Annotated in this window: 24 protein-coding genes and 1 tRNA gene; 14 read left to right on the top strand and 11 right to left on the bottom strand. The window is 63.5% G+C overall.

Features of this window, described 5'->3' with window-relative positions; all coding sequences use genetic code 11:
• Nucleotides 1-37 precede the first annotated feature (37 nt).
• Entirely contained in the window at nt 38-1,414 is a 1,377-nt protein-coding gene (locus ACVJ19_RS30310; protein WP_453955245.1) for a SagB/ThcOx family dehydrogenase, read from the bottom strand.
• Nucleotides 1,415-1,509: 95 nt separating this feature from the next.
• Nucleotides 1,510-3,756 carry a TOMM precursor leader peptide-binding protein gene (locus ACVJ19_RS30305; protein ID WP_453952827.1) on the bottom strand — a complete coding sequence of 749 codons (2,247 nt, stop codon included), beginning with the start codon at nt 3,754-3,756 and terminating at the stop codon, nt 1,510-1,512.
• Nucleotides 3,757-4,161: 405 nt separating this feature from the next.
• Here ACVJ19_RS30305 and ACVJ19_RS30300 point away from each other — a divergent pair, with 405 nt between their 5' ends.
• The 5 genes from ACVJ19_RS30300 to ACVJ19_RS30280 all read left to right on the top strand — a co-directional run bounded on the left by ACVJ19_RS30300 (nt 4,162) and on the right by ACVJ19_RS30280 (nt 9,078).
• Nucleotides 4,162-4,545 carry a hypothetical protein gene (locus tag ACVJ19_RS30300; protein ID WP_453952826.1) on the top strand — a complete coding sequence of 128 codons (384 nt, stop codon included), beginning with the start codon at nt 4,162-4,164 and terminating at the stop codon, nt 4,543-4,545.
• A gap of 14 nt (nt 4,546-4,559) precedes the next feature.
• The gene (locus tag ACVJ19_RS30295) at nt 4,560-5,429 is read left to right on the top strand and encodes a VOC family protein (RefSeq protein WP_453952825.1); all 870 of its coding nucleotides are present in this window, start codon (nt 4,560-4,562) and stop codon (nt 5,427-5,429) included.
• Nucleotides 5,430-5,630: 201 nt separating this feature from the next.
• Complete coding sequence (ilvD, locus tag ACVJ19_RS30290) at nt 5,631-7,481, top strand: dihydroxy-acid dehydratase (protein WP_453952824.1); 1,851 nt, start codon at nt 5,631-5,633, stop codon at nt 7,479-7,481.
• Between the two features lie 220 nt (nt 7,482-7,701).
• The gene (locus ACVJ19_RS30285; protein WP_027559170.1) at nt 7,702-8,025 is read left to right on the top strand and encodes a hypothetical protein; all 324 of its coding nucleotides are present in this window, start codon (nt 7,702-7,704) and stop codon (nt 8,023-8,025) included.
• A gap of 309 nt (nt 8,026-8,334) precedes the next feature.
• A complete protein-coding gene (locus ACVJ19_RS30280; RefSeq protein ID WP_453952823.1) occupies nt 8,335-9,078 on the top strand; it encodes a hypothetical protein in 744 nt (247 codons plus the stop codon).
• A 96-nt stretch (nt 9,079-9,174) separates the two neighbouring features.
• On the opposite strand, the gene ACVJ19_RS30275 is transcribed toward ACVJ19_RS30280, so the two are convergent.
• The 3 genes from ACVJ19_RS30275 to ACVJ19_RS30265 all read right to left on the bottom strand — a co-directional run bounded on the left by ACVJ19_RS30275 (nt 9,175) and on the right by ACVJ19_RS30265 (nt 10,285).
• Nucleotides 9,175-9,264 (bottom strand) — tRNA-Ser (locus ACVJ19_RS30275).
• A gap of 348 nt (nt 9,265-9,612) precedes the next feature.
• Nucleotides 9,613-9,756, bottom strand: a complete 144-nt coding sequence (locus ACVJ19_RS30270) for a hypothetical protein (RefSeq protein ID WP_453952822.1) — start codon at nt 9,754-9,756, stop codon at nt 9,613-9,615.
• Nucleotides 9,757-9,877: 121 nt separating this feature from the next.
• A complete protein-coding gene (locus tag ACVJ19_RS30265) occupies nt 9,878-10,285 on the bottom strand; it encodes a cupin domain-containing protein (RefSeq protein WP_456739470.1) in 408 nt (135 codons plus the stop codon).
• 270 nt (nt 10,286-10,555) lie between these two features.
• On the opposite strand from ACVJ19_RS30265, the gene ACVJ19_RS30260 reads away from it, so the two are divergent.
• Entirely contained in the window at nt 10,556-10,789 is a 234-nt protein-coding gene (locus ACVJ19_RS30260; RefSeq protein ID WP_453952820.1) for a hypothetical protein, read from the top strand.
• Between the two features lie 432 nt (nt 10,790-11,221).
• Here the strand turns inward: ACVJ19_RS30260 and ACVJ19_RS30255 are convergent, their stop codons facing one another.
• Nucleotides 11,222-11,413: a hypothetical protein gene (locus ACVJ19_RS30255; RefSeq protein ID WP_453952819.1), complete on the bottom strand. Its 192-nt coding sequence runs from the start codon at nt 11,411-11,413 to the stop codon at nt 11,222-11,224.
• Between the two features lie 696 nt (nt 11,414-12,109).
• Here ACVJ19_RS30255 and ACVJ19_RS30250 point away from each other — a divergent pair.
• On the top strand, nt 12,110-12,301 hold the full coding sequence (locus tag ACVJ19_RS30250; protein WP_453952818.1) for a hypothetical protein: 192 nt from the start codon (nt 12,110-12,112) through the stop codon (nt 12,299-12,301).
• Nucleotides 12,302-12,352: 51 nt separating this feature from the next.
• On the opposite strand, the gene ACVJ19_RS30245 is transcribed toward ACVJ19_RS30250, so the two are convergent.
• A complete protein-coding gene (locus ACVJ19_RS30245) occupies nt 12,353-12,577 on the bottom strand; it encodes a hypothetical protein (protein ID WP_453952817.1) in 225 nt (74 codons plus the stop codon).
• A 253-nt stretch (nt 12,578-12,830) separates the two neighbouring features.
• On the opposite strand from ACVJ19_RS30245, the gene ACVJ19_RS30240 reads away from it, so the two are divergent.
• Nucleotides 12,831-13,148, top strand: coding sequence for a DUF1476 domain-containing protein (locus ACVJ19_RS30240; protein ID WP_453952816.1), 318 nt, complete (start codon nt 12,831-12,833; stop codon nt 13,146-13,148).
• A 97-nt stretch (nt 13,149-13,245) separates the two neighbouring features.
• Here ACVJ19_RS30240 and ACVJ19_RS30235 read toward each other — a convergent pair whose 3' ends face one another.
• Nucleotides 13,246-13,824: a TIGR00645 family protein gene (locus ACVJ19_RS30235; RefSeq protein ID WP_453952815.1), complete on the bottom strand. Its 579-nt coding sequence runs from the start codon at nt 13,822-13,824 to the stop codon at nt 13,246-13,248.
• A gap of 133 nt (nt 13,825-13,957) precedes the next feature.
• Here ACVJ19_RS30235 and ACVJ19_RS30230 point away from each other — a divergent pair, with 133 nt between their 5' ends.
• A complete protein-coding gene (locus tag ACVJ19_RS30230) occupies nt 13,958-14,269 on the top strand; it encodes a hypothetical protein (protein WP_453952814.1) in 312 nt (103 codons plus the stop codon).
• A gap of 28 nt (nt 14,270-14,297) precedes the next feature.
• Here ACVJ19_RS30230 and ACVJ19_RS30225 read toward each other — a convergent pair whose 3' ends face one another.
• Entirely contained in the window at nt 14,298-14,426 is a 129-nt protein-coding gene (locus ACVJ19_RS30225) for a hypothetical protein (RefSeq protein ID WP_453952813.1), read from the bottom strand.
• A gap of 805 nt (nt 14,427-15,231) precedes the next feature.
• Between ACVJ19_RS30225 and ACVJ19_RS30220 the strand changes: the two genes are divergently transcribed.
• The gene (locus ACVJ19_RS30220) at nt 15,232-16,167 is read left to right on the top strand and encodes a septal ring lytic transglycosylase RlpA family protein (RefSeq protein WP_453952812.1); all 936 of its coding nucleotides are present in this window, start codon (nt 15,232-15,234) and stop codon (nt 16,165-16,167) included.
• Between the two features lie 44 nt (nt 16,168-16,211).
• Here ACVJ19_RS30220 and ACVJ19_RS30215 read toward each other — a convergent pair whose 3' ends face one another.
• Nucleotides 16,212-20,429, bottom strand: coding sequence for a beta strand repeat-containing protein (locus ACVJ19_RS30215; RefSeq protein ID WP_453955244.1), 4,218 nt, complete (start codon nt 20,427-20,429; stop codon nt 16,212-16,214).
• Between the two features lie 519 nt (nt 20,430-20,948).
• Here ACVJ19_RS30215 and ACVJ19_RS30210 point away from each other — a divergent pair.
• The 4 genes from ACVJ19_RS30210 to ACVJ19_RS30195 all read left to right on the top strand — a co-directional run bounded on the left by ACVJ19_RS30210 (nt 20,949) and on the right by ACVJ19_RS30195 (nt 23,251).
• Nucleotides 20,949-21,491 carry a phage tail protein gene (locus tag ACVJ19_RS30210; RefSeq protein ID WP_453952811.1) on the top strand — a complete coding sequence of 181 codons (543 nt, stop codon included), beginning with the start codon at nt 20,949-20,951 and terminating at the stop codon, nt 21,489-21,491.
• A 105-nt stretch (nt 21,492-21,596) separates the two neighbouring features.
• The gene (locus ACVJ19_RS30205) at nt 21,597-22,124 is read left to right on the top strand and encodes a phage tail protein (protein WP_453952810.1); all 528 of its coding nucleotides are present in this window, start codon (nt 21,597-21,599) and stop codon (nt 22,122-22,124) included.
• A gap of 36 nt (nt 22,125-22,160) precedes the next feature.
• The gene (locus tag ACVJ19_RS30200; RefSeq protein WP_453952809.1) at nt 22,161-22,709 is read left to right on the top strand and encodes a phage tail protein; all 549 of its coding nucleotides are present in this window, start codon (nt 22,161-22,163) and stop codon (nt 22,707-22,709) included.
• Nucleotides 22,710-22,711: 2 nt separating this feature from the next.
• A complete protein-coding gene (locus ACVJ19_RS30195; RefSeq protein WP_453952808.1) occupies nt 22,712-23,251 on the top strand; it encodes a GNAT family N-acetyltransferase in 540 nt (179 codons plus the stop codon).
• Nucleotides 23,252-23,288: 37 nt separating this feature from the next.
• Here the strand turns inward: ACVJ19_RS30195 and ACVJ19_RS30190 are convergent, their stop codons facing one another.
• Nucleotides 23,289-24,245: an alpha/beta fold hydrolase gene (locus tag ACVJ19_RS30190; RefSeq protein ID WP_453952807.1), complete on the bottom strand. Its 957-nt coding sequence runs from the start codon at nt 24,243-24,245 to the stop codon at nt 23,289-23,291.
• Between the last annotated feature and the right edge of the window lie 29 nt (nt 24,246-24,274).

Here is a 24,274-nt window from a genome sequence, read left to right as displayed (position 1 = left end):
CTGACGCGTGCGCCGATTTGCCGTCGGACACCCGCTTTTAGCCTTGGACCTCCGGCGTCCTGCCGCGCCCGAGCGCGAATTGACCGACCGGGCCCTCGGTATGGAATTCCAACTCCGTCATTTTCGCGAACAGATCGATGTTGGTGCTGCCAATGGCGCAGCCGCCGAGGCCCATATCGGTCGCCGCCAGGTAAAGCGTCTGAATCAGGCTGCCGACATCCTTCAGGATCAACGAATATGCGATTGAGCTGTATTTCCAGGAGACCCGCCCAAAACGCGCCGCGATCGTGATAAGGATTTGGGGCTGACCCGGCGTGTCCATGGCGAACTGGGCAGCCGCCAAATGCGCCTCGAGTTGTTGGAGGGAAGCGCTGATTGCGACTAGCGCGTGGCTCCCTGCATCGTAGTGGTAGAGTCCGCGCGCAAGCCCGTCGCAGTTCGCAACGGTAAGGTACAATTCTAGCTCGTACGCGCTGCCCGCCGACGGATAGGGCCTTGTGCTGTAGGTGACGTCGGAACCGCCCTCGAAATAGGGCTCGCTCTTCCATTCGGACACGACGCGCGCGGTGGTGTCGAGAAACTGCGCGAGTTCGCCGAGCGTGACCGGATTCTTGTCGTCGAAATCCCGTGTTGAATGGCGTTCGCGCAACAGCTTCGGGAAGCGGGAGTTCGGCTCCGGGGAGGAGAATTTGTGCAGGTCAATCTTGCTGCCGGCCCAGGGCGGACGCACCGCCGGCGACGGCGGAACGACGCTGGCATAGGTGAAGGCGGCGCCGACCGGATTGGCTTGCCGACCCTCCGTGCTCCGCGTGTGAAACACCAGATCGTGGAAATCCCAGAGTACGAGGTTGCCGTCGCCTTCGTTCACCCGCAGGCCTTGTCCGTCCTCCGCATCGAGCTTGAGCAGGATCTGGCTGTCCAGCAACAGCTCAAGCAGATGGAGGGTGGAGGAAGCTATCTTCCGGTTGAGCTTGCCGATCTTCCGAGGCTGCGACAGCGCAGCAAGGGTGGCGGCGATGGCGGGATCGCCAATCCGGAACAGTGCACCGGCGCGTGGCGATTCCAGCACCATCTCATTGCCGCGCCGGCGCAGATAGGCAAAGCGCGACAACACAACGGTATCACGACTGCCCAGCTTCGCGCGCCGCGGCCAGTATTCGGGGACTTGGGGCTCGATGATCACGAAGTCCTGCGTGTTACGCGAAGAGGAGAGGCGGTATTCCAGAAGTCCCTGCCGGGCCAAGCGATGCACCAGGGCGTCGACGTCTCTCGCGAGGGCGCTCTTGCCTGCAAAGGATGCGAGCGGAAGGCCGGTGCTCAGATGTCGCGCGCAGTCCATCGCGGCCGCGCTGAATTGTCCGACGTTGACGGAATAGTCGTCCAGAAAGGCGACGATGTTTCCGTCCGGCTGCATCTGGAGGGAGAAGTGATGGCTCAATCGGGCGGCAATGTCTGGCGCGATCTTCCTGGTCGGCCTTTTCCGGGGAGCGCGCACGAAAGAGCAACCCTTCAGGTGTGTGGGAGGAATGAAGTCAGATCGCTTTCCGGTCGCGGCCGGTCCAACAATCCGAGCTTCACCGGCACATCGTAAAGGCGGCCCGGTGCGAAGCGGCGATAAAAATGACGCAAGCCGGGAACAAGCACTCTGACGACCGGAACCTCGACGTCGGGACGCGTCTGGTCGAGGACGAGGAAATCGTAGCCCGCACGGGCTGCGATCTCGACGCAGGCGATGACCTGGTCCCGCGTATTGTCGTGAAGCTTGAGGCTCGGCGCTGGGGGGACGATAGGGCGATCGCTCGGTATCAGGAACGGGTAGTCTTCCAGGTGCAACGGTGTGACACCGTCGAGGGTCGGCTTCTCGCCGCTCGCACCGCCCATCATGCCGACGGACATGAATTGGGTCAGCTCGGTGAGGGAGCGCAGCAGGGCTATGCGGCGGTCGAAATGCGCGCCGGAACCGAACTCGATATTCTCGTGTCCATCCTGCATCCAGTGCATGATCGCCACGTAAGTCGGAATGCCGAGATCGGTGGTGATATCGAGCACCCACAGCTTGCGACCGGCTTCTGCAAATTGAGTTTGGAGATCCCGGACATAGAAATCGTCGAACTGCTCGAGGTCGACCTCGGCGCGCTGCACCCGGTTGTACCACCAGATCGCGTAGGCATCGCGCTCGATCAGTTCGAGGAAGCCCTGGACAATCGCTTCGTCGCGGGTATTGCCGGCCGCGCAGCCGTTGGAATCCGTATGAAAGCCGCCATAAAAGAAGTACAGGAGGCCCGTCGGCAGATATTTGAAGCGTTTGTCGCGCAACGATGAGACCGGCGACCACTCGCTCCTCGTCGAGGGATCAAACGGCTCGGGAACCGGATGGGGATCGTCCGGTTGCTGGAGAAACCTGGTCTTGAACTGCGTTTCACTAAAGAGCTGGATATCGTTGGGAAGAAGCGCGTCGCCGGGCGCGAAATCGGCAAATCGACGCGTCGTCCTGATCTCATCGCCCTGGAAAATGCCCGAATAGCGTTCGATCGACTCCATCAGCGCGCTGGCTTCGCCCTGCTCGGCGGTCGAGCCCTTGCCAAAGCTGCCCCCGCTCAATCCGGACCTAAGCTGGTCGATGCTGTGGGCCGGCGCGGAGAAATTGTGCTGGGCGAAGTAGTTGGTGTTCATCGGCAGGTCGACGTCGATTCGCTCGAGCCTGGTCACCACCCCTGTCAGTGGGCTCACATGCTTGCGGAAGCGCGACACCGTCGACCGCGACGTCACGGTGCGATATCCACCGCTGGTCATGACGAGCCTCTTGCCCTCGGCAATCTCGACCAGGGCCGGAGATCGGCGCGGGTTGTTCAGCTTCCTGTTGCCGCAGGTCGGACATTGCGGACGTCGCGTCACGTAGTGCTTGGCGATGGCGGCGCCGGTCAGGTCGAAGCTTGCGATGTGATCGCACAAATCGGTGCGAAAATCCGAGGCAATTGCCTTGGCGATCTCGACGGCCGCAAAATGGATTCCAGTCTGGCCGACGCTTTCTCTGACGAGCGGCGATGTGGCAACCGCACGCGCCGGTCCCCGGTCAAGAAACCCCTTAATCTCCCGGTTGCGGATCATGCGATCGAACAGGCAGGTCCAGCAGGCGCTCTCGCCCGGTTTGAACACGGGCCCGACCAGCGGAAACGGGCCGGATGGCTGTACCAGCAACCAGGGCGTCTTGCCGGCCGCACGTTCCTGGTTCAGTTCAGCAAGTCGCCGGTCGAGATAGTCGTTCGCCAGCGTGATCGTGAACTTGGGCGCTCGCTTGGCGATTTGAACACCGAGCTTGCTCAACGCCGCGGTCAGCTCCTTGGCGCCTTTGACGTCAATCGACTCGACCCGCACGGGGCAATTGCGAAGGTTTTGTCCCGCGATCTCCAAAGGCATGCCGAGGCTTGCCAAGAAACCGCCGACGGCATCGTCAAGTGCTTTCGAGGTCCGTGCAACGATATATCGGCGATCGAGGAGCCGCTTGATCGCTTCCTCGATCTTGTCGGCGGGAAACTGCTTCGAAAGCTGGCGAATGATCTCCGGCCAAGCCTTGCCATGTTTTCCGATCGCGGTGGCCAAGGCACAGTAGAGCTCGCCGTGCAGGAAGAACTTGCGATCCTCGGAATAGAGGCAAACCGCATCGGGAGGCAGTACGTAAGCGGTGAAGTTCGGTGCAAATCGGAGAATGTCTTTGCGGGTCTGCCGCGCAACGCGGGTCTTGCGAGTAGCAGTCATTGAGTCAGCACGCTGATCCTGTTGCCGTCACGCCAGTCGTCGCGAAATCAAGCAATTAGCCGGCCCCTTGAGGCCGGCCAATGACCTATCAACCCGTGAATTTGACATTCGGAACGCGCCGGAGCCTAGCACCAGCGGCAACGGCCCCACGATGCGCAGCAACCCGCGCATGATACGGCGCATCCCACCACACCAACGCCACAGCCGACGGCACAACCCGCACATCGGCAACCGACGCCACATCGGCAACTACGGCAACCCCTACAGCCCCTGCAACCGCGGCAACCGCCGCAACCGCGCCATGCCAGCTGCACGCGGCTACCGGCGTTTTCCTTGTCGAAGAGATGGAAGGTGGCCAGGCTGACGTCAGCCATTTCCTCTTCATCGAGCGTGATTGCCTGACCCGTGTCAAAGTACGGCAGTTTTTGTACGTCGGTTGTCGGCACGGCGGACGCCGATGCGCCTCCGGCCAGCGAGAACGTCAACCCTGCGGCTCCGAACGCCGGCACGGCGACTTTGGTTACTCGCTTCTTCCCTTTAGAGGTCTTCTTCGCCTGCCGCATGGTCGAACCTCCGAGCATTGCAAGAAGCATCCCAGCCGCGGTAAGTCTACGCTCAGGAAATAACGCGAGCAACAATTACGCGCACAAAGGCGCGGCGCCGCACGTTCAGGATGCATTCATCTTCATGAACGGCAATCGGCACGGCCAGTTGACACAACGCGTCAACGATCCACGCTCTCGGTGCGGGTGCAGCTTGTTGCAGTGCCGCAAGCGCATCGAGTCTTGAACGGAGAGTTCGGCGTGGCAGATCGATCAGGGCGTTTCGCTTGGTATGAACTTCTGACCACGGATGTCGCAGCGGCGGGCGCATTTTATCGCAAGGCCATCGGCTGGGGCGTGAAGGATGAATCGACCCCGGAACTGCCTTATACGGTGCTTCGTAGCGGCGGCGCTCCGCTGGGCGGACTTATGGATATCCCGGAAGAGGGGCGGAGATTGGGGGCGACGCCGCGGTGGATGGGATACGTCGCCGTCGACGATCTGGACGCAACCGCGGCGCAGATCAGGCGTCTTGGAGGCACGATCCTTGTGCCGCCGACCGACACCAATATTGGCCGCATAGCAGTCGTTGCCGATCCGCAGGAGGCAACGTTCGGGCTGATCAAAGGACCAACATATGGCCGACGGAAACCGGGCCGGCTGGACGAGCCGGGGTGCGTAGGCTGGCATGAGTTACTGGCCGCCGACCGGACCGTGATCTTCGATTTCTACAGAGAGCTATTCGGTTGGCAGAAGGCCGACGCTCAAAGCGAACCAGCGGCCTGGTATCAACTGTTTTCGGCGGGTGGGCAGACGGTCGGCGGAATGCTCACGAAACTTCCGAGCGTAACGCAGCCGAGCTGGCTGCATTACTTCAATGTCGACGACATCGGTGCTGCCACGAAACATGTGAATGCTGGCGGAGGCCGGATCCTCCAGGGTCCGATCGAATTGCCCGATGGCTGCTGGATCGCACGATGCGTCGATCCCCAGGGTGCCCTGTTTGCACTGCAGGGCGCCCGAGGTCAGACAAGCATTGAGCCATCCTCGACCTCGGAAATCGGCTGGTCCGCCAAGTGGGGTGGCATTGCCTCCCAGGGGAGAATTGTGCTGCCCAAGCCGAAGCCCTAGCTACAGCGTCCGTCCGGCGCTGACGCGACCTTGCAATAGCCCGCGCCGGGAGCAGGGGAGGTCTGCTCCGGGCCGATCCGGGGCTATCAGGGCCAAGTTCCCGTTGCGCCGGCCCGGCCCGTGCGCTATCCGGCCGGAAAGGCCTGAGGCGGCTCGACATTTTCCCCGCCCGGCCGGTCAAACCCGAGGACGGAAACCGCCATGCCAGCCTATCGCTCCCGCACCACCACCCACGGCCGCAATATGGCGGGTGCCCGCGGCCTCTGGCGCGCGACGGGCATGAAGGACGGCGATTTCGGCAAGCCGATCATCGCGGTGGTCAACTCCTTCACCCAGTTCGTGCCCGGCCACGTCCATCTGAAGGACCTCGGCCAGCTCGTCGCCCGCGAGATCGAGCAGGCCGGTGGCGTTGCCAAGGAATTCAACACCATCGCGGTCGACGACGGCATCGCCATGGGCCATGACGGCATGCTCTACAGCCTGCCGTCGCGCGAGCTGATCGCCGACAGCGTCGAATACATGGCCAACGCGCACTGCGCCGACGGCCTCGTCTGCATCTCCAATTGCGACAAGATCACCCCCGGCATGCTGATGGCGGCACTGCGCCTCAACATCCCCGCCGTGTTCGTTTCGGGAGGGCCGATGGAGGCCGGCAAGGTCAAGCTCCAGGGCAAGACCAAGGCCGTCGACCTCATCGACGCCATGGTCGCCGCGGCCGACTCCAAGGTCAGCGACGAGGACGTCAAGGTGATCGAGCGCTCGGCGTGCCCGACCTGCGGCTCCTGCTCGGGCATGTTCACCGCCAACTCGATGAACTGCCTGACCGAGGCGCTCGGCCTCGCGCTGCCCGGCAACGGCTCGGTGGTCGCAACCCATGCCGACCGCAAGCGCCTGTTCGTCGAGGCCGGCCACACCATCGTCGATCTCGTCCGCCGCTATTACGAGCAGGACGATGCTAGCGTGCTGCCGCGCAACGTCGCCAACTTCAAGGCGTTCGAGAACGCGATGACGCTCGACATCGCGATGGGCGGCTCGACCAACACCGTGCTGCATTTGCTTGCGGCCGCCCATGAAGGGCAGGTGGAGTTCACCATGCGCGACATCGACCGGCTGTCGCGCCGTGTGCCCGTGCTGTGCAAGGTCGCACCATCGGTCGCCGACGTCCATGTCGAGGACGTGCATCGCGCCGGCGGCATCATGGGCATTCTGGGCGAGCTCGATCGCGCCGGCCTGATCGACACCTCGGTCCCGACCGTGCACGCGCCGACCATGAACGATGCGCTGGAGCGCTGGGACATCAAGCGCTCCAAGAGCGAGGCGGTGCGCACCTTCTATCGCGCCTCGCCCGGCGGCATCCCGACCCAGGTCGCGTTCAGCCAGGAGCGCCGCTACGACGAGCTCGATGCCGATCGCGAGAAGGGCGTCGTGCGCGATCTCGAGCACGCCTTCAGCAAGGACGGCGGGCTTGCCGTGCTCTACGGCAACCTCGCGCAGGACGGCTGCATCGTGAAGACCGCCGGCGTCGACGCCTCGATCCTGAAATTCTCCGGCCCCGCGCGCGTGTTCGAAAGCCAGGACGCGGCCGTCGAAGGCATTCTGGGCGGCAAGGTCGTTGCCGGCGAGATCGTCGTCATCATCTACGAAGGCCCGCGCGGCGGCCCCGGCATGCAGGAGATGCTGTATCCGACCAGCTACCTGAAATCGATGGGCCTCGGTAAAGCCTGCGCGCTCGTCACCGACGGACGCTTCTCCGGCGGCTCGTCCGGCCTGTCGATCGGCCATCTGTCGCCGGAAGCCGCCGAAGGCGGCAACATCGGTCTCGTGCGCACCGGCGACCGTATCGCCATCGACATTCCGAACCGCAGCATCAGCCTCGAGGTCTCCGACGAGGAGCTTGCGAAGCGCCGCGCAGCGGAGGAGGCGAAGGGCGATGCTGCCTGGCAGGCGACGGGCCGCAAGCGCAACGTCTCGACCGCGCTGCAGGCTTACGCTGCGCTCACCACCAGCGCCGCGCGCGGCGCGGTGCGCGAGGTGAAGCGTCGATCGAACTGAGCGCTGCATCGTTCGCGCCTCACGTGCATGGTCAACAAGTTCTGAACGGCCGGCGAAAGCCGGCCGTTCGCATTAAGGATGCCTCAACGAACTTCGGCAGCTCAGGATTTTACGGCGTATACTGTTGCGACCTTCGCAAATCCATTTCGGGCAACTGGGGCACCACATAATGTCTCGTACTCTTGCTGTTGTTTTCTCTGCGGCCGTCGCTGCGATTTCGATGACGGGCGCAGCCTCCGCCGGCTGCTACAATTGCTACACGCCTCCGCCGTGCCAGACCTGCTATCAGCAGCAATACGTCGCGCCGCAATACCGCACCGTCGATGAGACCGTCATGGTGTCGCCGGGCTCCGTCGTCGCGCATCGCACGCCGGCGCAGTACCGCACGGTGATGGTGCCGCAGACCGTGATGGTGGCGCCGCCGGGCGTCCAGTACGAGCGCATCCCCCCGCAATACGCCACGCGCCAGCGGGTCGAGATGGTCTCGCCGGGCTATTCCTATTACGCCCCGGTGCAGATGGGCTGCGCGTCCTGCGGCTACTGACGCCAACGCAGCAATTAAGAGTTTCGAGCGGCGCTCCCACGGGGCGCCGTTTTCTTTTGCGCATCCGCAAACGAGGCCCGGAATTGGAGGTGAACCCAACCGGGCCTCGTAACCGGCGACGCCCTGGGAGATGTCGCCAGTGTCGGGGATTGCCGAGGACGACAGGCTAAGGGACCAGGCTGACGCTCGCCTGACAGATCGCGGATAAAGAAACGATGCCTGATCGTTTCCATATTGCGCGGGACGCGCTTTCGATGAGAAGGGGGACATGACAAAAGCCGGGTGTATCGGGCATCGCGAGAGGAAGGCATGGTCGACATATTTTGCAGCGACGACGCACTCGCCTACGAACGCAGCCGGACGCGTTTCGCCGCCGGTGAGGGCATGTTGCTCGACGATGCCTACCGTTTGGCGCATCTGCCTCTGGTCGCCCCTCACGATCCTCGCGTGATCGCAGCGAAGGAGGGCACCTCGTACGATAGGGGACGCCACCCCACGGCGTACTCGATGGTGCTGCCCGTCTCGGCCGACGCACTCGAAGCCTCCCCGGCCTATCAGGCGCTCGATGCGGAGCTGCGGACGGCTCCGTTTGCTCACAAGGTGGCGTGGCACGTGCTGGACAGGCGGCGGGAGCGTCTGCACGCCACCATCTGCGGTGGCCTCGGCTCCGTGCCGCCGGCCATCGAACCCGCCCGTCGCTCGGCCCTGGCCGGGCTCGGACCCATCAGGGCCGAGATCCGGGGACTGTTCTCCGGGAATGTGAACCGGGGACGGCTCTATCTTCGGGTCTACCCCGAGCAGCGCGATGGCGCGAACCTCTTCCATGCGGTCCAGCGCGTGCTCGGTCGCCCGACGACGGACCTCTACGTGGTCGGGCTCTGGAATCTGATCGACGATCTCGATGCCGACGAGGCCGCAATCCTGGCGGCGATGATCGAGCGCTGGTGGTCACGGAGCTTGCTGCGGGTCGAGGCGGACGAGCTTTGGTTGCTCGGCGCACGCGATGACCTCGTGCTGGACGCGGAGATCAGCGCGCGCCTGCGGCTGCGTTGAGGTGCCGTTCGACCGCCGGAAGCAATCGGTCGGTCCGGGCGGCGCCCGATGTCGCTGTGGGGCCGGAGAAGGATGAAGGATGGAACGCCTCGGGACTGGCGGAAGGGGTGGGATTCGAACCCACGGTACCCTTGCGGGCACGCCGGTTTTCAAGACCGGTGCCTTAAACCACTCGGCCACCCTTCCAGCGCAATAGTTTCAACCACTTAGCGGCTGATCCCCGTCGAGCGCGATGCGAACAGTCCCTGGTTCCGGGACATGTTACGGACAGACGTCTCTTACGGCCTGAGAAAGCCCGCCGCAAGCGCGGTGAAAGGCTCTCGATGCGCCTCGGCCTCCTTGCTGCGCTTCCGCCTGTTGTCGTTCCCAGGCGTTGGGCGAGCGGATCGAGCGCGTTCGAACTCCGAGCTAAGTTCGCGTCCCATAGCTCGTCTCCCGGCTTTGACGTGTGCTCCAGCCAAACCGCATCGCGGACACTCGCGGCCGTGACTGCCGTCACAATGCTGCGACTCTGTGGGCGGCGCCGATTGCGTCCTAGCGGGGCGAGATTTCGTAATTCTCCAATCGCTCAATGGCTGCTTGGCGTTCGTGCTGGCCGAGCCAGATCAGCGCCAAAAGCAGCGTGCCGCAAAGCGCCGCAAGCCCGAAAACCAGACGCTTCATCGCCTGTGAATTCAAGTGCGTGGGTAAGGTTCCTGACGAGCCCCGATCCCGGCATCCGGCCATTCGCCACCTTGTGCGCTGCGTGGGGCGATGGAATGTCCCTCACGTCGCGCGTGGTGCGGTTGGCGAGATGATCCTATTTCTTGACCGGCTCGGTGATGGGCTTGCCCTTCTCGACGACAAAGACGTTGAATGTCTTCGCAGGTGAGGCCGATTTGTTGTTGGCCTCGTGAACGACACCCGGCTCATTGTGATAGGACTGGCCCGCCGCGTAGGTTTTGGCCTCAGCGCCTTCTTTCCGGCCGATCACTTCGCCTTCCAGGACGGTCGTGTATTCGTCACCAGGATGCGTGTGAAGCCCTGTCCCGGAGCCCGGAGGCCACTCGACAATGAGCGCAACGACCTCCTTGCCAGGCTGGCCGGTCAGCGGCTCCTTCTGCAGCGGTGTGAACTTAAGCTTGGGGGCGTCTTGCGAGAGCAGGGGTGTCGGCGCGCAAAGGCCGGCTACCAGCACGAGCGACAGCAGCAACTCGGACAATCTCATTGGCTTCCCCCTATAAGTCACTGTTGATGAAATCACTGCGGATCATGACGACGCTCGATGACCTCATGGGTCACGGCGCCTGTCCTTAAAGAAGGAAGCCTAGAGCGCAGTTCTTGCCGACGCAAGTCAGGCGGGAAAAAGTGGCAAATCCCGACAGGGAATCAGGTAAGCTCCACTGTGCGGCCGGTGTCCATTGGAAGCCCCTATCGGCCGCAAATCTGGGAATGCACGGCCTTGCTTTCTCTGCCCGGAGAGAGCGGGGCCGTTTTTATGATGCAGACCGTTTGGCGGTTGCGCAGGAAGTCAGTCCGGTTGCAACGCAGGTCGCCAATTCACGAAATCAAACTTGCCCTGCCATGGGTGGACGATCGCTTTGCAATAGGCGCAGCAGAACTGGCGAGGCTCATGGTCGTTTCGGGACATCTGATCGGTCACGAATGCCGCGCACATTTCGGGCAAGCAAAGACAACTCGCGTCATCAAAATTGCCATCGCTTCTGTTTGAGGCAGGGCAATTGGAAGTGGTGCGACGGGCCGCCGGCGATATTGAGACGAAGAGCCGGCGGCCCACTTCAAGAACTATATTGAAACGATGTTCCCAATTGCGGGAATCCGTCTCGCTTCTAGCGTCGGTTCTTGTTTCTCTCGCAGAACAGAAGGCCCGCTACTTTTGATTTTGGCGCAGTGGCTCCGCCTCCAGCGTCTGCGACGGTAAAGGATGGACTTACTCCGTTTGCGCCGAGCTGGAACGTGTTGCCGACCCCTGCAACAAGGGCTCCGGCAGCGGGCGTGTACTCCTGCCATCCCTTCGGACAGCTGGGCAGATTGAAGGCCAGGACTGTGTGCTCTGGCAGGTCTTGTGCCTGGGCCGGAAAGTTGAACGCACTCAGAAAAACGATCGATACTGCGGCAGCAATTCTCATGGCTTGCAATCCTCTCAGCTAATGGTCACCGGCGCAGCATAGTTTGCGCAGTGTATTTTCGCGTGCCCAAACAGGAAGCTGTTGCACAAGATTGAGGCCCGCGCGGCGCCCGCGCGATCGACCTCGCGCGCAATCCATGCGGCCAGACCGCGCACCAATGACGTTTCGATTTGCTGAGTAGCTTCGCCGCGCGCGGTGATGATCACGCTTTTGCCCAGGGGAGAACCCAGATCTGCGGCAGCTCGTGGCTCACATCCTGCCGGCGGACTGTATGGCCGGCGAACCCAGTGAGGTCCCCAGAAAACCCGCAGGCTCACACCAGCGGGTCTTTCGCGTCATACAAAGAAGGCCACAATGGCCAGCGCGACGTCGGCGCCGAGCTCGCCTGAATACATCCAGAAAGCAATTCCAGCACCGAGAGTCAGCGTAATCACCTTGAGAGCAATCATCTTCAGTCTCCCCTTGAAACTCCGGGAAAAACTAGCAGCGTTATGTTTCCGGGATGCTTCGAGCGGGGAGGTAAGTCGTTTCGTTCACCGAACCGTTATCGGATCTCGTCCCTGGCAGCTTCCCCGCGCCCCCGGGGTTTTGACGTTGCTGGCTCCGACGACGGATTTTCCGAAGGTCGCAGGATGCCACTGTTTTGCCCGACGGGTCAAACGCCCTTCGTGGATACGAAAAGTCGTTGTGCCGACACGACTTAGCTACTGTGCATGGGGTTGTTTTTCGACATTTTGTTTGAGCGGCCTCAGGCGGGTGGACGGATTCCGCATTGGGCGGGCCGCTGGTCCGGGCGCGAGCTTCTGCCGGTAACACCCTGAAAAGGCGGGAATTTCGGCTTGCCTCGCCGCACGCGGGATCCGGCACGCGGAACTCATTCCTCACCTCCGCGTTGTCCCGCCATGACTGATGACCTGTCCTTCCGACGCAAACCCCTGACCCCCGAACAGCGCCAGGCGCGCGATGCGGCTCGCCGGATCGAGGCCGAAAAGGCCATGCGCGATCACGAGGCGGCGCAGAAGGCGTTTTACGCCAACAAGGATCGGCTGAAGGCCGAGCGGCTCGCGCGTGAAGCTGCAGCCGCGAAGGGCTGACGGCGCCCGGTCGCAAACCCGCCGATATCGCCAGGATCGACCGTCCGACGCCTAGTGGCGCTTGGAGGTGCCCTTCGCACTCAAGGCCAGCTTGAGCGCCTGGACGGCTTCTGCGAACGCCCCGCGCGGCGATTGTGCCTCGATGGCTTCGGCCGCAATGCGGCAATCATTGGCGACCTTGAGCAACCCGCTTCGTGCCAGGTCCATGGTGGAAAGGGCGGCCTGCTCCAGGCAGAGACGTTCAAGCCGTCGAAACTCGCGCAGCTCTCTGTTCATGCGTCAGCTCTCGATGGCCCCCGATCATGCGGCGCTGAGTCTGCCTAACAAACGGTAAACATCTTTTTGTAGCCGATCTGGCTGGCACGGAGCTGGCGGCTGCAGTGGACACCTGCGCCTGTCGCGAGCGGCAGGCTTGACGGCGTTTGCCTTCCGCCGGAAGCTTCAAATGATCCTCAACTGACGCGAAATACGGAGACGTTCGCTTCCGGCCAATCCGATCCTCTTCAGTGACAACGCAATGGAGCTGACCATGACCACGTTCGACAAGCGCGAGCAGGGCTTCGAGGCCAAATTCGCCCACGACGAGGAACTCATGTTCAAGGTGACGGCCCGGTCCAACAAGCTGCTTGGACTCTGGGCCGCCAGCCAGCTCGGCCTCAGCGGCGATGCCGCGGCAGGCTACGCGGCGGCGCTGGTGACGGACCATCTGGAGAGCCGGACGATCGACGAGGTCCTGGACAAGGTGTCGGGCGATCTTGCCGGCAAGGGAGTGACGCGCGGGCAGGTCGCCGAGAAGCTCCAGGAATGCCTGCATCAGGCCATGCAGCAACTGGAAGCAAAAAAGTGAGCGCCGGCCGGTCTGGTGCTCACAGCTCCATATGGATCATCTCGATGGGCTCGCCGCCCGCTATGGCGCGAGCCGCGCCTCGGCGAAATCGAACGCCTCACTCGGCGTGTCTGCGCATTCCGGAATCGCTGAGCTTGTCGACATAGGCAATTCCGAGCGCCGAGACGATGAAGGTGATGTGGATCAGCACTTGCCACATCACGCCGGTCTCGGTGAAGCCGGCGCGGCTCGAGCCGAGATTGCCGGCCTCGATGAAGGTGCGCAGCAGCGCGATCGAGGAGATGCCGATGATGGCCATGGCGAGCTTGATCTTCAGCACGCTCGCGTTGACATGGCCGAGCCATTCCGGCTCGTCCGGGTGGCCCTGCAGGTCGAGCCGCGAGACGAACGTCTCGTAGCCGCCGACGATGACCATTACGAGCAGATTGGAGATCATCACGACGTCGATCAGCGCCAGCACGCTCATCATGATCTGCTGCTCGGTGAGATCGAGGGCGTGCCAGGAGAGGTGCCAGAGCTCCTTCAGGAACAGCGCGATGTAGACGCATTGCGCCACGATCAGCCCGAGATAAAGCGGCAGTTGCAGCCAGCGCGAGCCGAAGATGATCATCGGCAGCACGCCAAGACGCGGCGCGGGCAGGCGGGCTTCGTTCCTGGGCTCAGGCTCAACCGACATTCAGGCAGCATCCTCGCGAGCAGAGACGATCGCTTTCATGTACCCCGACAAGATGGCCGGCGGAAGACGTGCGGCGCGCTTGGCGAGGCTTCCGGCGATCGCGCCGTTTCGTGCTAGCGTGGACGCGGCCGCCATGCGACGGCCCGGGTGCAGGAGGAGTGACGTGCCGAACGGCTTTGGCGGCGGGCTCGGGAGAACCGCGCTTGTTGTGGCGATCATGCTTGGCGCCGGCGGGGTGTCGGCGACGCCGCTGACGCCGTTTCGCTACGAGGCGCAGGCGCAGCGCCATTGTCCGCATGACCAGGTGGTCTGGCTGGATTTCAGGAAGGGCGTCTACTACGCCAGGGGCCAGAAGCGCTACGGCCAGGGTTTTGACGGCAGCTTCGTCTGCCTCAGCGAAGCCCGCGAGAGCCTCTATCGCCGGTCGCTGCTCGGCCTGCGCTGAGCGCGTGACCGGCGCTTCAGGACGCCGGTTATTTCTGGCCCGGCAGCTTCACCGGCACGTGTGGGGCGGTGCTGATGATGCGGGGGCTTCCGTCGGGATAGGTGCGGTCGCCGCGGATCAGTGATTCCAGAACCAGAAAAAATTTCTCAGAAAGCATTTGCGTCACCTTCGTTGGTGATGGCCTCTTGAAATAAGTCGAGGCGCCGAATGCAGAAATTCAATCAACTAAAAGAGAGCAGGGCAATCCGAAACGGATGGCATGCTGCGTCGCGGTGTAGTTGTGGTTAGAGATCAGGAAAGGCGTGGTGGTGCTCAGGCGAAGGCCAGTGCCACCAGGCTCGAGCACAACAGCACCAAGCCGCCTGCGGTCAATGCCAGGAAGCCATCGGATACGAGGTCATGATTGTGCATGGGACACCTGCCGCTCTCGTCTTCGATGCTCGGTCGGATCGATCAAAAACTGTCCGAACGTGCCGCCTTGAAAGAGGTGATGCTTGCCGCCCGCGCGAGTGCCTTCAGGCCCTCGTCCGGTAACCTTCAAACGCATGGGCCAGGAAGATCCCCGCGCTTACCAGACCCATCAGTGCCGAAACCGTCTCGATCATCGTTAAATTCCAAATCCCGCCCTTGCATGCGAGAGAACGCGTGCGGCCTTGCACAGTCAAAAGAATTCCAGTGAGCGGCGTGACAATGGGGGTGGGGTGAGGATTTGGCGCAACAGAATGTCCAGGAGTGGCACAGAGCAGGCGGGCTGCGCTCCGTAGATCAACGGGGAGAAACGAACGTGGCGTTTACCATCCCGGCGTGATCGCCGCGGGCTCCCCATTTCCGCCGTGTTCGGGTTGCGTTATCCTTACCACATCCGATGCGGTGGTGGGCCGCCTCGGAGCAAAGGACCGGACAGCGCACGCCCGTCACTAGAGCGGGCTGGGTACGCCTCCGGCGGAATGGTATTGGGGCGTATGGGGATCCGACGGTCAGATTCGGTTTTGCGGGCCGCGCGTGGGGTTGCGGCGGCCGCGACCTGCCTCGCGCTCGCCAATTGCGCGTCCTCCAACAAGTTCGCCAGCCGCGTCGATCCGAAATACGGCGTGTCCTCGAGCCCCCGGGTCGTGGCCTGGGGCGATCCGGTCCCGAAGGGCGGCGGCACCTACCGCGTCGGCAAGCCCTATGTGGTGGCCGGCAAGACCTACGTACCGGAGGAGGACGTCAACTACCGCGCCGAGGGCATGGCGTCCTGGTATGGCGATGACTTCCACGGCCGCCTGACGGCGAATGGCGAAGTGTTCGACATGGGCTCGCTGACCGCGGCGCATCCGACCCTGCCGATGCCGTCCTATGCGCGGGTGACCAACGTGTCGAACGGCAAGTCGCTGATCGTCCGCGTCAATGACCGCGGGCCCTATCACGGCAACCGGCTCATCGACGTCTCGAACAAAGCCGCCGAACTACTTGAATTCAAAGGAAATGGTGTCGCCAAGGTCCGTGTCGAATATGTCGGCCGGGCGCCGCTCGAAGGCTCCGACGACCGCCAGCTGATGGCCACCTTGCGCACCGGGATCCCGGCGCCGTCGCCCTCGATGGTCCGGGTCGCTTCGGCGAGGCCCTTCGTGCCCGAGTTGCCGTCATCGACCCGCGGCGCCATTCGAGGCGAGGTTCCGATGCCGGAGGGGCGGCCCTACAATCTCGGCAACTCTTCGGCCGACATGGCTTCGCTCAACGCGACCTCGGAAATGTCGGCGTCGAGCCGCAGCCGCGGCCGGGCGCTCCAGAACGCGCGCGCCGTGTCCTATGACGAGGACGGCCGCTACGCCACCGAGAGCGCTCCGTCCGCCGCCTATGCCTCGGAGGGCGCCGCCGAAGCCCGCAGCATCCTCAGCGGTCGCGGCCTCTACTAAGCCCGGAAAATTCGGCGAGCGGCGCAGCCCGTTGCCGGCTGCGCTCAGAACGGGATGCGTGCGCGTCCTGTGAACGTCCAGATCTGCGTGTTGCTGCCGATGCCGCCAAGCTCGGCGCCGAAGCCGACCGTGGCGCCACCTGCGAGCCTTGCGCCGATGCCGCCCGTGACACGCGCCGACCAGCCCTGGAGCAACGGTGTCGAAGCCAGCGGGATGCCGCCCGCGGCAATGATTGCGGCGGCATCGTCCTGGGTGAAGTAGTAGTCGGCATAGACACCGGCATAGGGCAACAGCAGCACGCTATCGAGCCAGGGCACGGGATAGGAGACCCTGCTGCCCGCCGAGGCGCGGCCGCTGGAGAAGGTGCGGGCGGCCTGCGGAGTGCCGAGCGAATCGACATAGGCGTTTTCCCGCTCCCACAGCGCGTACACCTTGGCCGACGGCTCGATGTTGAAATTGGCCCAGCTGTAGCTGCCGGTGAAGCCGGTCGCGAACATCCAGCGATTGCCGTTGAAATTGCCCTGGGCCGTGCCGGCGGTGCCGTCATAGCCGATACCGGAATAGGTCACCGCTGCGTCGTAACGCAGCGTCGGGATGATCTTCCAGCCGAGATAGGCGCCGACTGTCCAGCCGTCGCCCTTCAGCTTTCCGTTGATGTCGGTCTCGGTGTAGCTGAAGTTCTCGTAGCCGCCGACCACGCCAAGCAAGAGATTGGGAGCAGCCCGATAGGTCAGGCCGGAGATCAGGTTGATCTGCTGGCCGTAGAGCGTGGCCTGGGTGGCTCCCTGTCCGATATTGCCGGACGAGCCCCAGCGGTCGATGCCGGTGCCGCGTACATCAATCCAGAACAACCAGTCCTGCTGCTGCTTGAACCGCGGGGTCGGTGCCTTGGTCGGCGCCGCCCGATCGATCGCGGCGAAGGCGTCATCGACCCGCGAAGACCCACGGCCGGTCCTGCCGGCGCGTCCATCGCCGGCATAGGCATTGGAACTCTGAGGATCGATTGGGCGACCAGCCGTCGGCTCGTCGTCGCCATCGGGCGCGGCGGCGAAGTTGACGCGCACCCCGCCACCGCCCGGCGTGATGTACTGTCCGCCATTGCTGAAACCTTCGGAGATGGCGGTGTCGATGGCGCCGGAGATCGCCTGTCCCGAGTTTTGCGCGACGATCTTGGTGACGTTGACCTGAAGCGCGCGCAGCCTGGCGCTGTCGGCGGGAATATCGACCGACTGGGTCAGAGCCGGGGAGGTCGAGGCATTGAACGCCGGCGAGCGGTTGTAGGTCGCGGTGATCGTGTGATTGCCGATGGTGAGCGTGGCTGTCGCGAAAGTCGCGACACCTGCCGACAGTGCTGACGTTCCGATCGGCGTGCCGCCGTCGTTGAACGTCACCGTTCCCGTCGGCGTTCCGCCCAAGCTCCTCACGGTGGCCGTGAAGGTGACGGACTGGCCGTAGCTGCTCGGATTCTGCGACGACGTCAGCTCGGTCGTCGTCGTGGAGGACAGATAGGTGAACCGGTCTGCGGCCAAGGTGGGCGAGGTGCCGCCGACCGTGGTCACCGTGATGTCGACCGTGCCGGAGCCAGGCGGCGAGGTCGCCGTGATCGACGTTGCCGAGTTGACCGTAAAGCTCGCCGCATTGTTGGTGCCGAATTTCACGGCGGTGACGCCGGTAAAGCCGGCCCCCGTGATCGCCACGGACGTGCTGCCCAGCGCAGGGCCCGATGTCGGCGAGATCGAGTTGACGGAGGGCGCCGGCGAGTAGTTGAATTGATCCGATGCGGATGTCGCGGATGTCCCCCCTGGCGTTGTCACGGTGACATCGACCGTGCCGGCGCCGGCCGGTGAGGTCGCCGTGATCGACGTCGCCGAATTGACAGTGAAGCTGGTTGCATTGGTTGCGCCGAACTTCACGGCGGTCGCGCCGGACAAGGCGGTGCCCGTGATGGTGACCGACGTTCCGCCCGTCGTCGAGCCCGCATTCGGCGTGACCGAGGTCACCGTCGGAGCCGCAGCGTAGGTGAATTGATCGGCGGCGGAGGTTACCGACGTTCCACCTGGTGTCGTGACCGTGAGGTCAACTGTGCCCGTTCCGGCAGGGGAGGTCGCGGTGACCTGGGTTGCCGAGTTGACGGTGAAACTCGTCGCATTCGTCGTGCCGAACTTGACCGCGGTCGCACCAGTGAAATTGGTGCCGGTGACCGTCACCGACGTGCCGCCGGCCAGCGGTCCGCCCGTCGGCGAAATCGACGTCACCGTCGGCGTTCCGAAATAGGTGAACTGATCAGCCGCTGATGTCGCCGATGTGCCGCCGGTGGTTGTCACCCTGACGTCGACGACGCCGGCCCCGGGCGGCGAGGGCACGGTGATCTGCGTCGCGGAATTGACGGTGAATCCTGCCGCAGCCGCTGCGCCGAACGTCACCGCGGTCGCACCGGTGAAATTGGTCCCGGTGATGGTCACTGTCGTTCCACCGGCCTGCGGGCCGAGAGTCGGCGAGATCGAGGTGACAGTCGGGGTCGCAACATAGGTGAACTGGTCCGCCGCAGATGTCGCCGAGGTGCCGCCGGCTGTCGTCACCCTGATGTCGACGGTGCCGGCCCCGGCCGGCGAGGTCGCGGTGATCTGGGTCGCGGAATTGACGGTGAAGCCCGCCGCAGCCGTGGCCCCGAACGTCACCGCGGTCGCGCCGGTGAAATTGGTGCCGGTGATCGTCACCGAGGTGCCGCCTGCACCCGGACCTGCGGTCGGCGAAATCGAGGTCACCGTGGGTGCAGGGACATAGGTGAATTGATCGGCGGCCGAGGTGGCCGACGTCCCGCCGGCGGTCGTGACGGTGATGTCGACAGTGCCGGTGCCCGCCGGCGACGTCGCGGTGATCTGGGTCGCCGAATTCACGGTGAATCCGGCCGCCGTTGTGGCCCCGAATGTCACCGCCGTCGCGCCAGACAAATTGGTGCCAGTGATGATCACGGTCGTGCCGCCGGTTTGCGGCCCCGACGTCGGCGAGATCGAGGTCACACTCGGCGCGGCGAAATAGGTGAACTGGTCCGCCGCCGAGGTTGCCGACGTGCCGCCCGGCGTTGTGACCCTGACGTCGACCGTTCCGGCCGCCCCCGCCGGCGAGGTCGCGGTGATCGTCGTCGCGTTGACGGATGTGAAGCCGGCCGCCGCTGTCGCGCCAAAGGTTACGGCCGTGACGCCGGTGAAATTGGTGCCGGTGATCGTCACCGATGTGCCGCCGGCCGTGGGGCCGGCCGTCGGTGAGATCGAGGTGACAGTGGGGGCGGCGATATAGGTGAACTGGTCCGCCGCCGACGTGGCCGATGTACCGCCGGTCGTCGTCACCGTGACGTCGACTGTGCCGGTCCCCGCCGGCGCGGTCGCGGTGATCTGGGTCGCGGAATTGACGGTGAAGCCAGTCGCAGCCGTCGCACCGAAGGTCACTGCCGATGCACCCGAGAAATTGGTGCCGGTGATCGTCACCGTCGTGCTGCCTGAGGCTGGACCTGATGTCGGCAAGATCGACGTGACCGTCGGCGCGGCGACATAGGTGAACTGGTCGGCAGCTGAGGTCGCCGACGTTCCCGCTGACGTCGTGACCGTGACGTCGACGGTCCCTGCCGCTCCGGCCGGAGAGGTCGCCGTGATCTGGGTATTGGAGTTGACGGTGTAACTCGCCGCATTGGTGGCGCCGAACTTCACGCCGCCGACGCCAGTGGTCGTGCTGAGATTGGTGCCGGTGATGATCACCGTTGTGCCGCCGGTGGTTGGGCCGGCAGTCGGCGATATCGAAGTCACGGTCGGCGGGTTGGGCAGATTGACCGTGATCGTGAACGAGGTGTCGGTGAGATGGACGCCGGAGGTACAAGGCACGCTCTGCGAACAGGAGCTCGTGTACCAGAGGGTGATCGTATCGGTGCCGGATCCGGAAAGTGTATTGATCTGGATGTCGTATTCATCGGTATGCTGGTTGTTGACCCCGTTGTTGACAGGGACCAGCGTGTATGTGGCCTTGGCTGTCGTGTAGCTCAGGTTCGTGAGGCTCAACCCCCCGGCGGTCATCGGATAATTGTTGAAGGCATCAATGCTCGGATTGGTGCCGTTCGAGGAGCCGTAGAGACCCCAGCGTACCGTATCGTCGCTCACGCAGAGACCGACCGCATTGCCGGCCCCGGTCCCGGTCATCGTGATCGTGCCGCCGGTCGGCGAGGCTGATGAAAAATTGCACGCCGCGTTCGCCGCGACCATGGCGCCGAGCATCAGGACGACCGCGATGCAGATGCGTTGAACCGCGCGCCAAAGAGTCCGCGAGATGTGTTGAGACAGGGCTCCGCCATTGCGCGCGGAGATCGCCGATTCCCCGCTCATTTCTGGCACGGCCACCGCAATTGCGTGACTCACCGGCCCCCCTTCGCGGCACCCTTTCGAAGAGCTCCGCCCTGAAATCCCTGATTGTGTAAATTTTCACGTATATCGTTGCGTGCATTTGGCTGAGACGCGGTGCACAACGCAAGCGGTGAGCGGGCCAAACCGTTGAAAGCCCTGCCCGTAACGCAACTTTCCAGCGAACCGTTGCGAAACAGCAACAAAAGCGTGATCGTGTAGAGATACTCTATATGACAACAAGCGCATTTCAGGTTGTGCTGGAGCTTGACTGTTGACGCGAGCTGATTAACAATCTTAGCGAGTAGATCGTTTGCCGTTCATTTCTTAATTTAGAAGCTGTCGTCGTCGCATCACGACACGACGGGGCGCCTGATCTTTTTTGGGGGAGGGGTCATGCCGTACCAGCCAGTTATCGGCCAGATCATGCCTTTTGCGGGCGCCATCGTTCCCAGAGGCTGGGCGCAATGCAACGGTGCGTTGCTAGCCATCCCAACCAATCAGGCGCTGTTCTCGCTGCTCGGCACGTATTACGGCGGTGACGGCGTGCGAACCTTCGGGCTTCCGGATCTTCGGGGCCGCGCCATCCTCGGCTCGTCAGGCGGTAGCGGCCAATATCCGCTGGGCATGACCAGCGGATCGATGTCGGTCACGCTCACCGCGCCTCAATTGCCTGCTCACAATCATCTGATCCAGGTGGTTGCAACGCAGGGAAGTGGACGTGGTGCTTCGGCTGCCGGCAACATCTTCGGCACCAACACGCTGCCATCCGATAATCCGAAGAAAATTTTCGGGACAGCCGGGAGCGGGGACACGCCATTGGCGTCCGGCACCAATCTGGTGAACGAAGGCGGAGGCGCGCCACACAACAACATGCAGCCCTATCTCGCCATCAGCTATCTGATCGCGACGCAGGGAATTTATCCGACTCGAAACTAGGCGGCTGCGCAGCGACATTTTCGCAGCCGAATTCTTCTCACATCAATTTCGAAGCTGGCGCATTCCCCGATCGGATCGGGACGCCCGGGCAGAGGATCAGAGGCGATGTCAGATCCATTTGTTGGCGAGATCAGGTTGTTCGGCTTTCCGCGGGTGCCTACTGGCTGGTTCGCCTGCAATGGCCAGGCGATGTCGATTTCCCAATATCAGGTGCTTTATACCGTGATCGGCACGACCTATGGCGGCGATGGCGTCAACACCTTCAATCTTCCCGATCTTCGCGGCCGCGTTCCGATCGGACAGGGACAGGGGACAGGCTTCCCGTTCTATGTGCTGGGTCAGATCGGGGGAGAGGAAACGCACACGCTGGTCGAAGGCGAAATGCCGACCCATAGTCATGCGCTGATGTCCTCGACAGGGACGGGAGAGACATCCGAGCCCGGACAGACGGTCCATCTTGCCACCGCATCAACGGGCAATCTCTATGCACCGGTTGCGAACGCAGCGCCCTACGCGACGATGGCCGCCTGCGTCGCACCAGCGGGTAGTAGCATCGGGCACAACAACATGATGCCGAGCGTCGTCGCCAATTACTGCATCTGCAACGATGGCATCTTCCCTTCGCCCGGCTAGCCTGCGCCGATCCGTATTCAGTCTCGAGGAGACACCATGTCAGATCCGTATATCGGAGAAATACAGGCCTTTACGTTTCAGTTTGCCACAAGCGGATTCAACTATGCCTGGCTGCCATGCTTTGGCCAGCTCGTTGCTATTCAGAGTTTCTCCCCGCTATTTTCGCTCATCGGTACTAACTACGGCGGCAATGGCACGACCAATTTCGCCCTGCCGAATCTCAACGGTTCGATCGCGATCAGCCAGGGCCAGGGTCCGGGATTGCAGAACTACGTCATCGGCGAGGTCGTCGGCAGTCCGACGGTCAACCTGTGCTCGGGCGAGATGGCCATGCACACGCACGCCCTGCAACTCGGTGCTGGCAACGCACCGAACGCCGCGCCGGGTCCCGGAACGTCGCAGAACATGGTTGCGATCGATCCCCAGTTCAACGGCTTCATCGCTCCACCCGGTAATCTCACCTTGGCGCCCAATGCCGTCACGCTGACCGGGCAGGGGCTCCCCCACGACAACATGCAGCCGACCCAGGCCCTCATCTGGTGTATCGCCTATGCGGGAATGTTTCCGTCCTTCGGCAACTCCTGAACGTGGCGGCGCTGCGTGACGGCATGATCGATGGCACCTCGCTCGACATCGTCCCGGACGATCCGGCTCTGCGGCTTCGGTCCGACAGCCCGATCGACGCGCCGTTCATCCGCCATCTGTTCGAGGAGGTGAGGACAGCCCAATTCACCGCGACGGGCTTGTCCGGACCGATCGTCACGCAGATCATTGCGCAACAGTTCCGCAGCCAGATGGCCGGCTATGCCGCGCAATATCCGGAGGCGATTTCGCTGATCGTCGCGCGAGACGGGACCGCGATCGGGCGGCTGCTGCTTCATTGCGCGCGCGACCGCTGGCACATCGTCGACATTGCACTGCTGCCGGCCGATTGTGGTCTGGGCGCCGGGACGAAGATCGTCGCGGCTCTCGGAGCGGGCGCACGGCGGCAGGGCGTCTCGGCACTGACGCTCACGGTGCTCGCAGACAACCGGGCTGCGCGCCGGTTCTACCAGCGGCAAGGATTTGCCGACACCGGCCCAGTGGGCGCCGCACACGTCGCGATGCGGAAGGACCTTGCGGCATAAAGCGCGAAACCGCTTCGCACTCTTCTGGATCTTGGCTTTAGCGCGCCGCCGCCTCGCGCAGGAATCCGACCAGTGCCGCATTCACCTCTTCGGGCCGCTCCTGCTGCACCCAATGGCCGGCGCCCTCGATGATCAGCCTCCGCTTCAGATTGGGGAGCACGCGCTCGAGCTCGTTGACGCGCTTGGCGCCGATCAGGCCGGTGATGACGGCGTCTTTCGAACCGGCAATGAAGAGGGAGGGCTGGTGGATCCGCGCATCCTGCCAGGGCGCCGTCAGCTCCCAGTTTCGGTCGAGGTTGCGATACCAGTTCAGCCCGCCGCGGAAGCCTGACTTGCGGAAGGCCTCGGTGAAATAGACGAGGTCAGCCTCGCTGAGCCAGGTGGGCAGCGGCTCGCCGGCGCTCGCGTGGCCGAGAAAGCCCTTGCCCTCCTGCACGAACATGGCGGCGGTGGGATCAGCGAGGCCGCGTCCGCCGAGCACGATGCGCATGGTGCGGGCAACGTCTCGCTCGAGCTCGGCCTCGGCAACGCCCGGCGCCTGGAAATACTGCCAGTAGAAGTTGGTCACGCCGCCCTCGCGCAGCAGGTCGAGTGGCTTGCCGCGGCCGCGGAATGGCGGCGGCACGCTCAGGCCCGCCACCGCCGTGAAGATGTCGGGTCGAAACAGCGCCGCGTGCCAGGCCACCGGCGCACCCCAATCGTGGCCAACCACCATGGCCTTGGGTTCGCCGAGCGCCTGCACGAGGCCAACGACGTCGCCGACGGTGTCGAAGATCGAGTAGGCGTTCACGTCGGCCGGCGCCGCGCTCTGGCCGTAGCCGCGCATGTCGGGGGCGACGACGTGAAACCCGGCGTCCGCCAGCGCCGGGATCTGGTGGCGCCAGGAGTAGGACAGTTCCGGCCAGCCGTGGCAGAGCACGACCAGCGGACCCTGGCCGGCTTCGCGGATGTACAGGTCGATCCCGTTGGCCTTGATCGTGCGGGTGGAAGACATCGCTTTTCCGCCTTGTTTCAGGGGTTTGG

This window comes from Bradyrhizobium sp. USDA 376, assembly GCF_054063675.1.
This window is presented reverse-complemented; position numbering and strand designations above follow the sequence as displayed.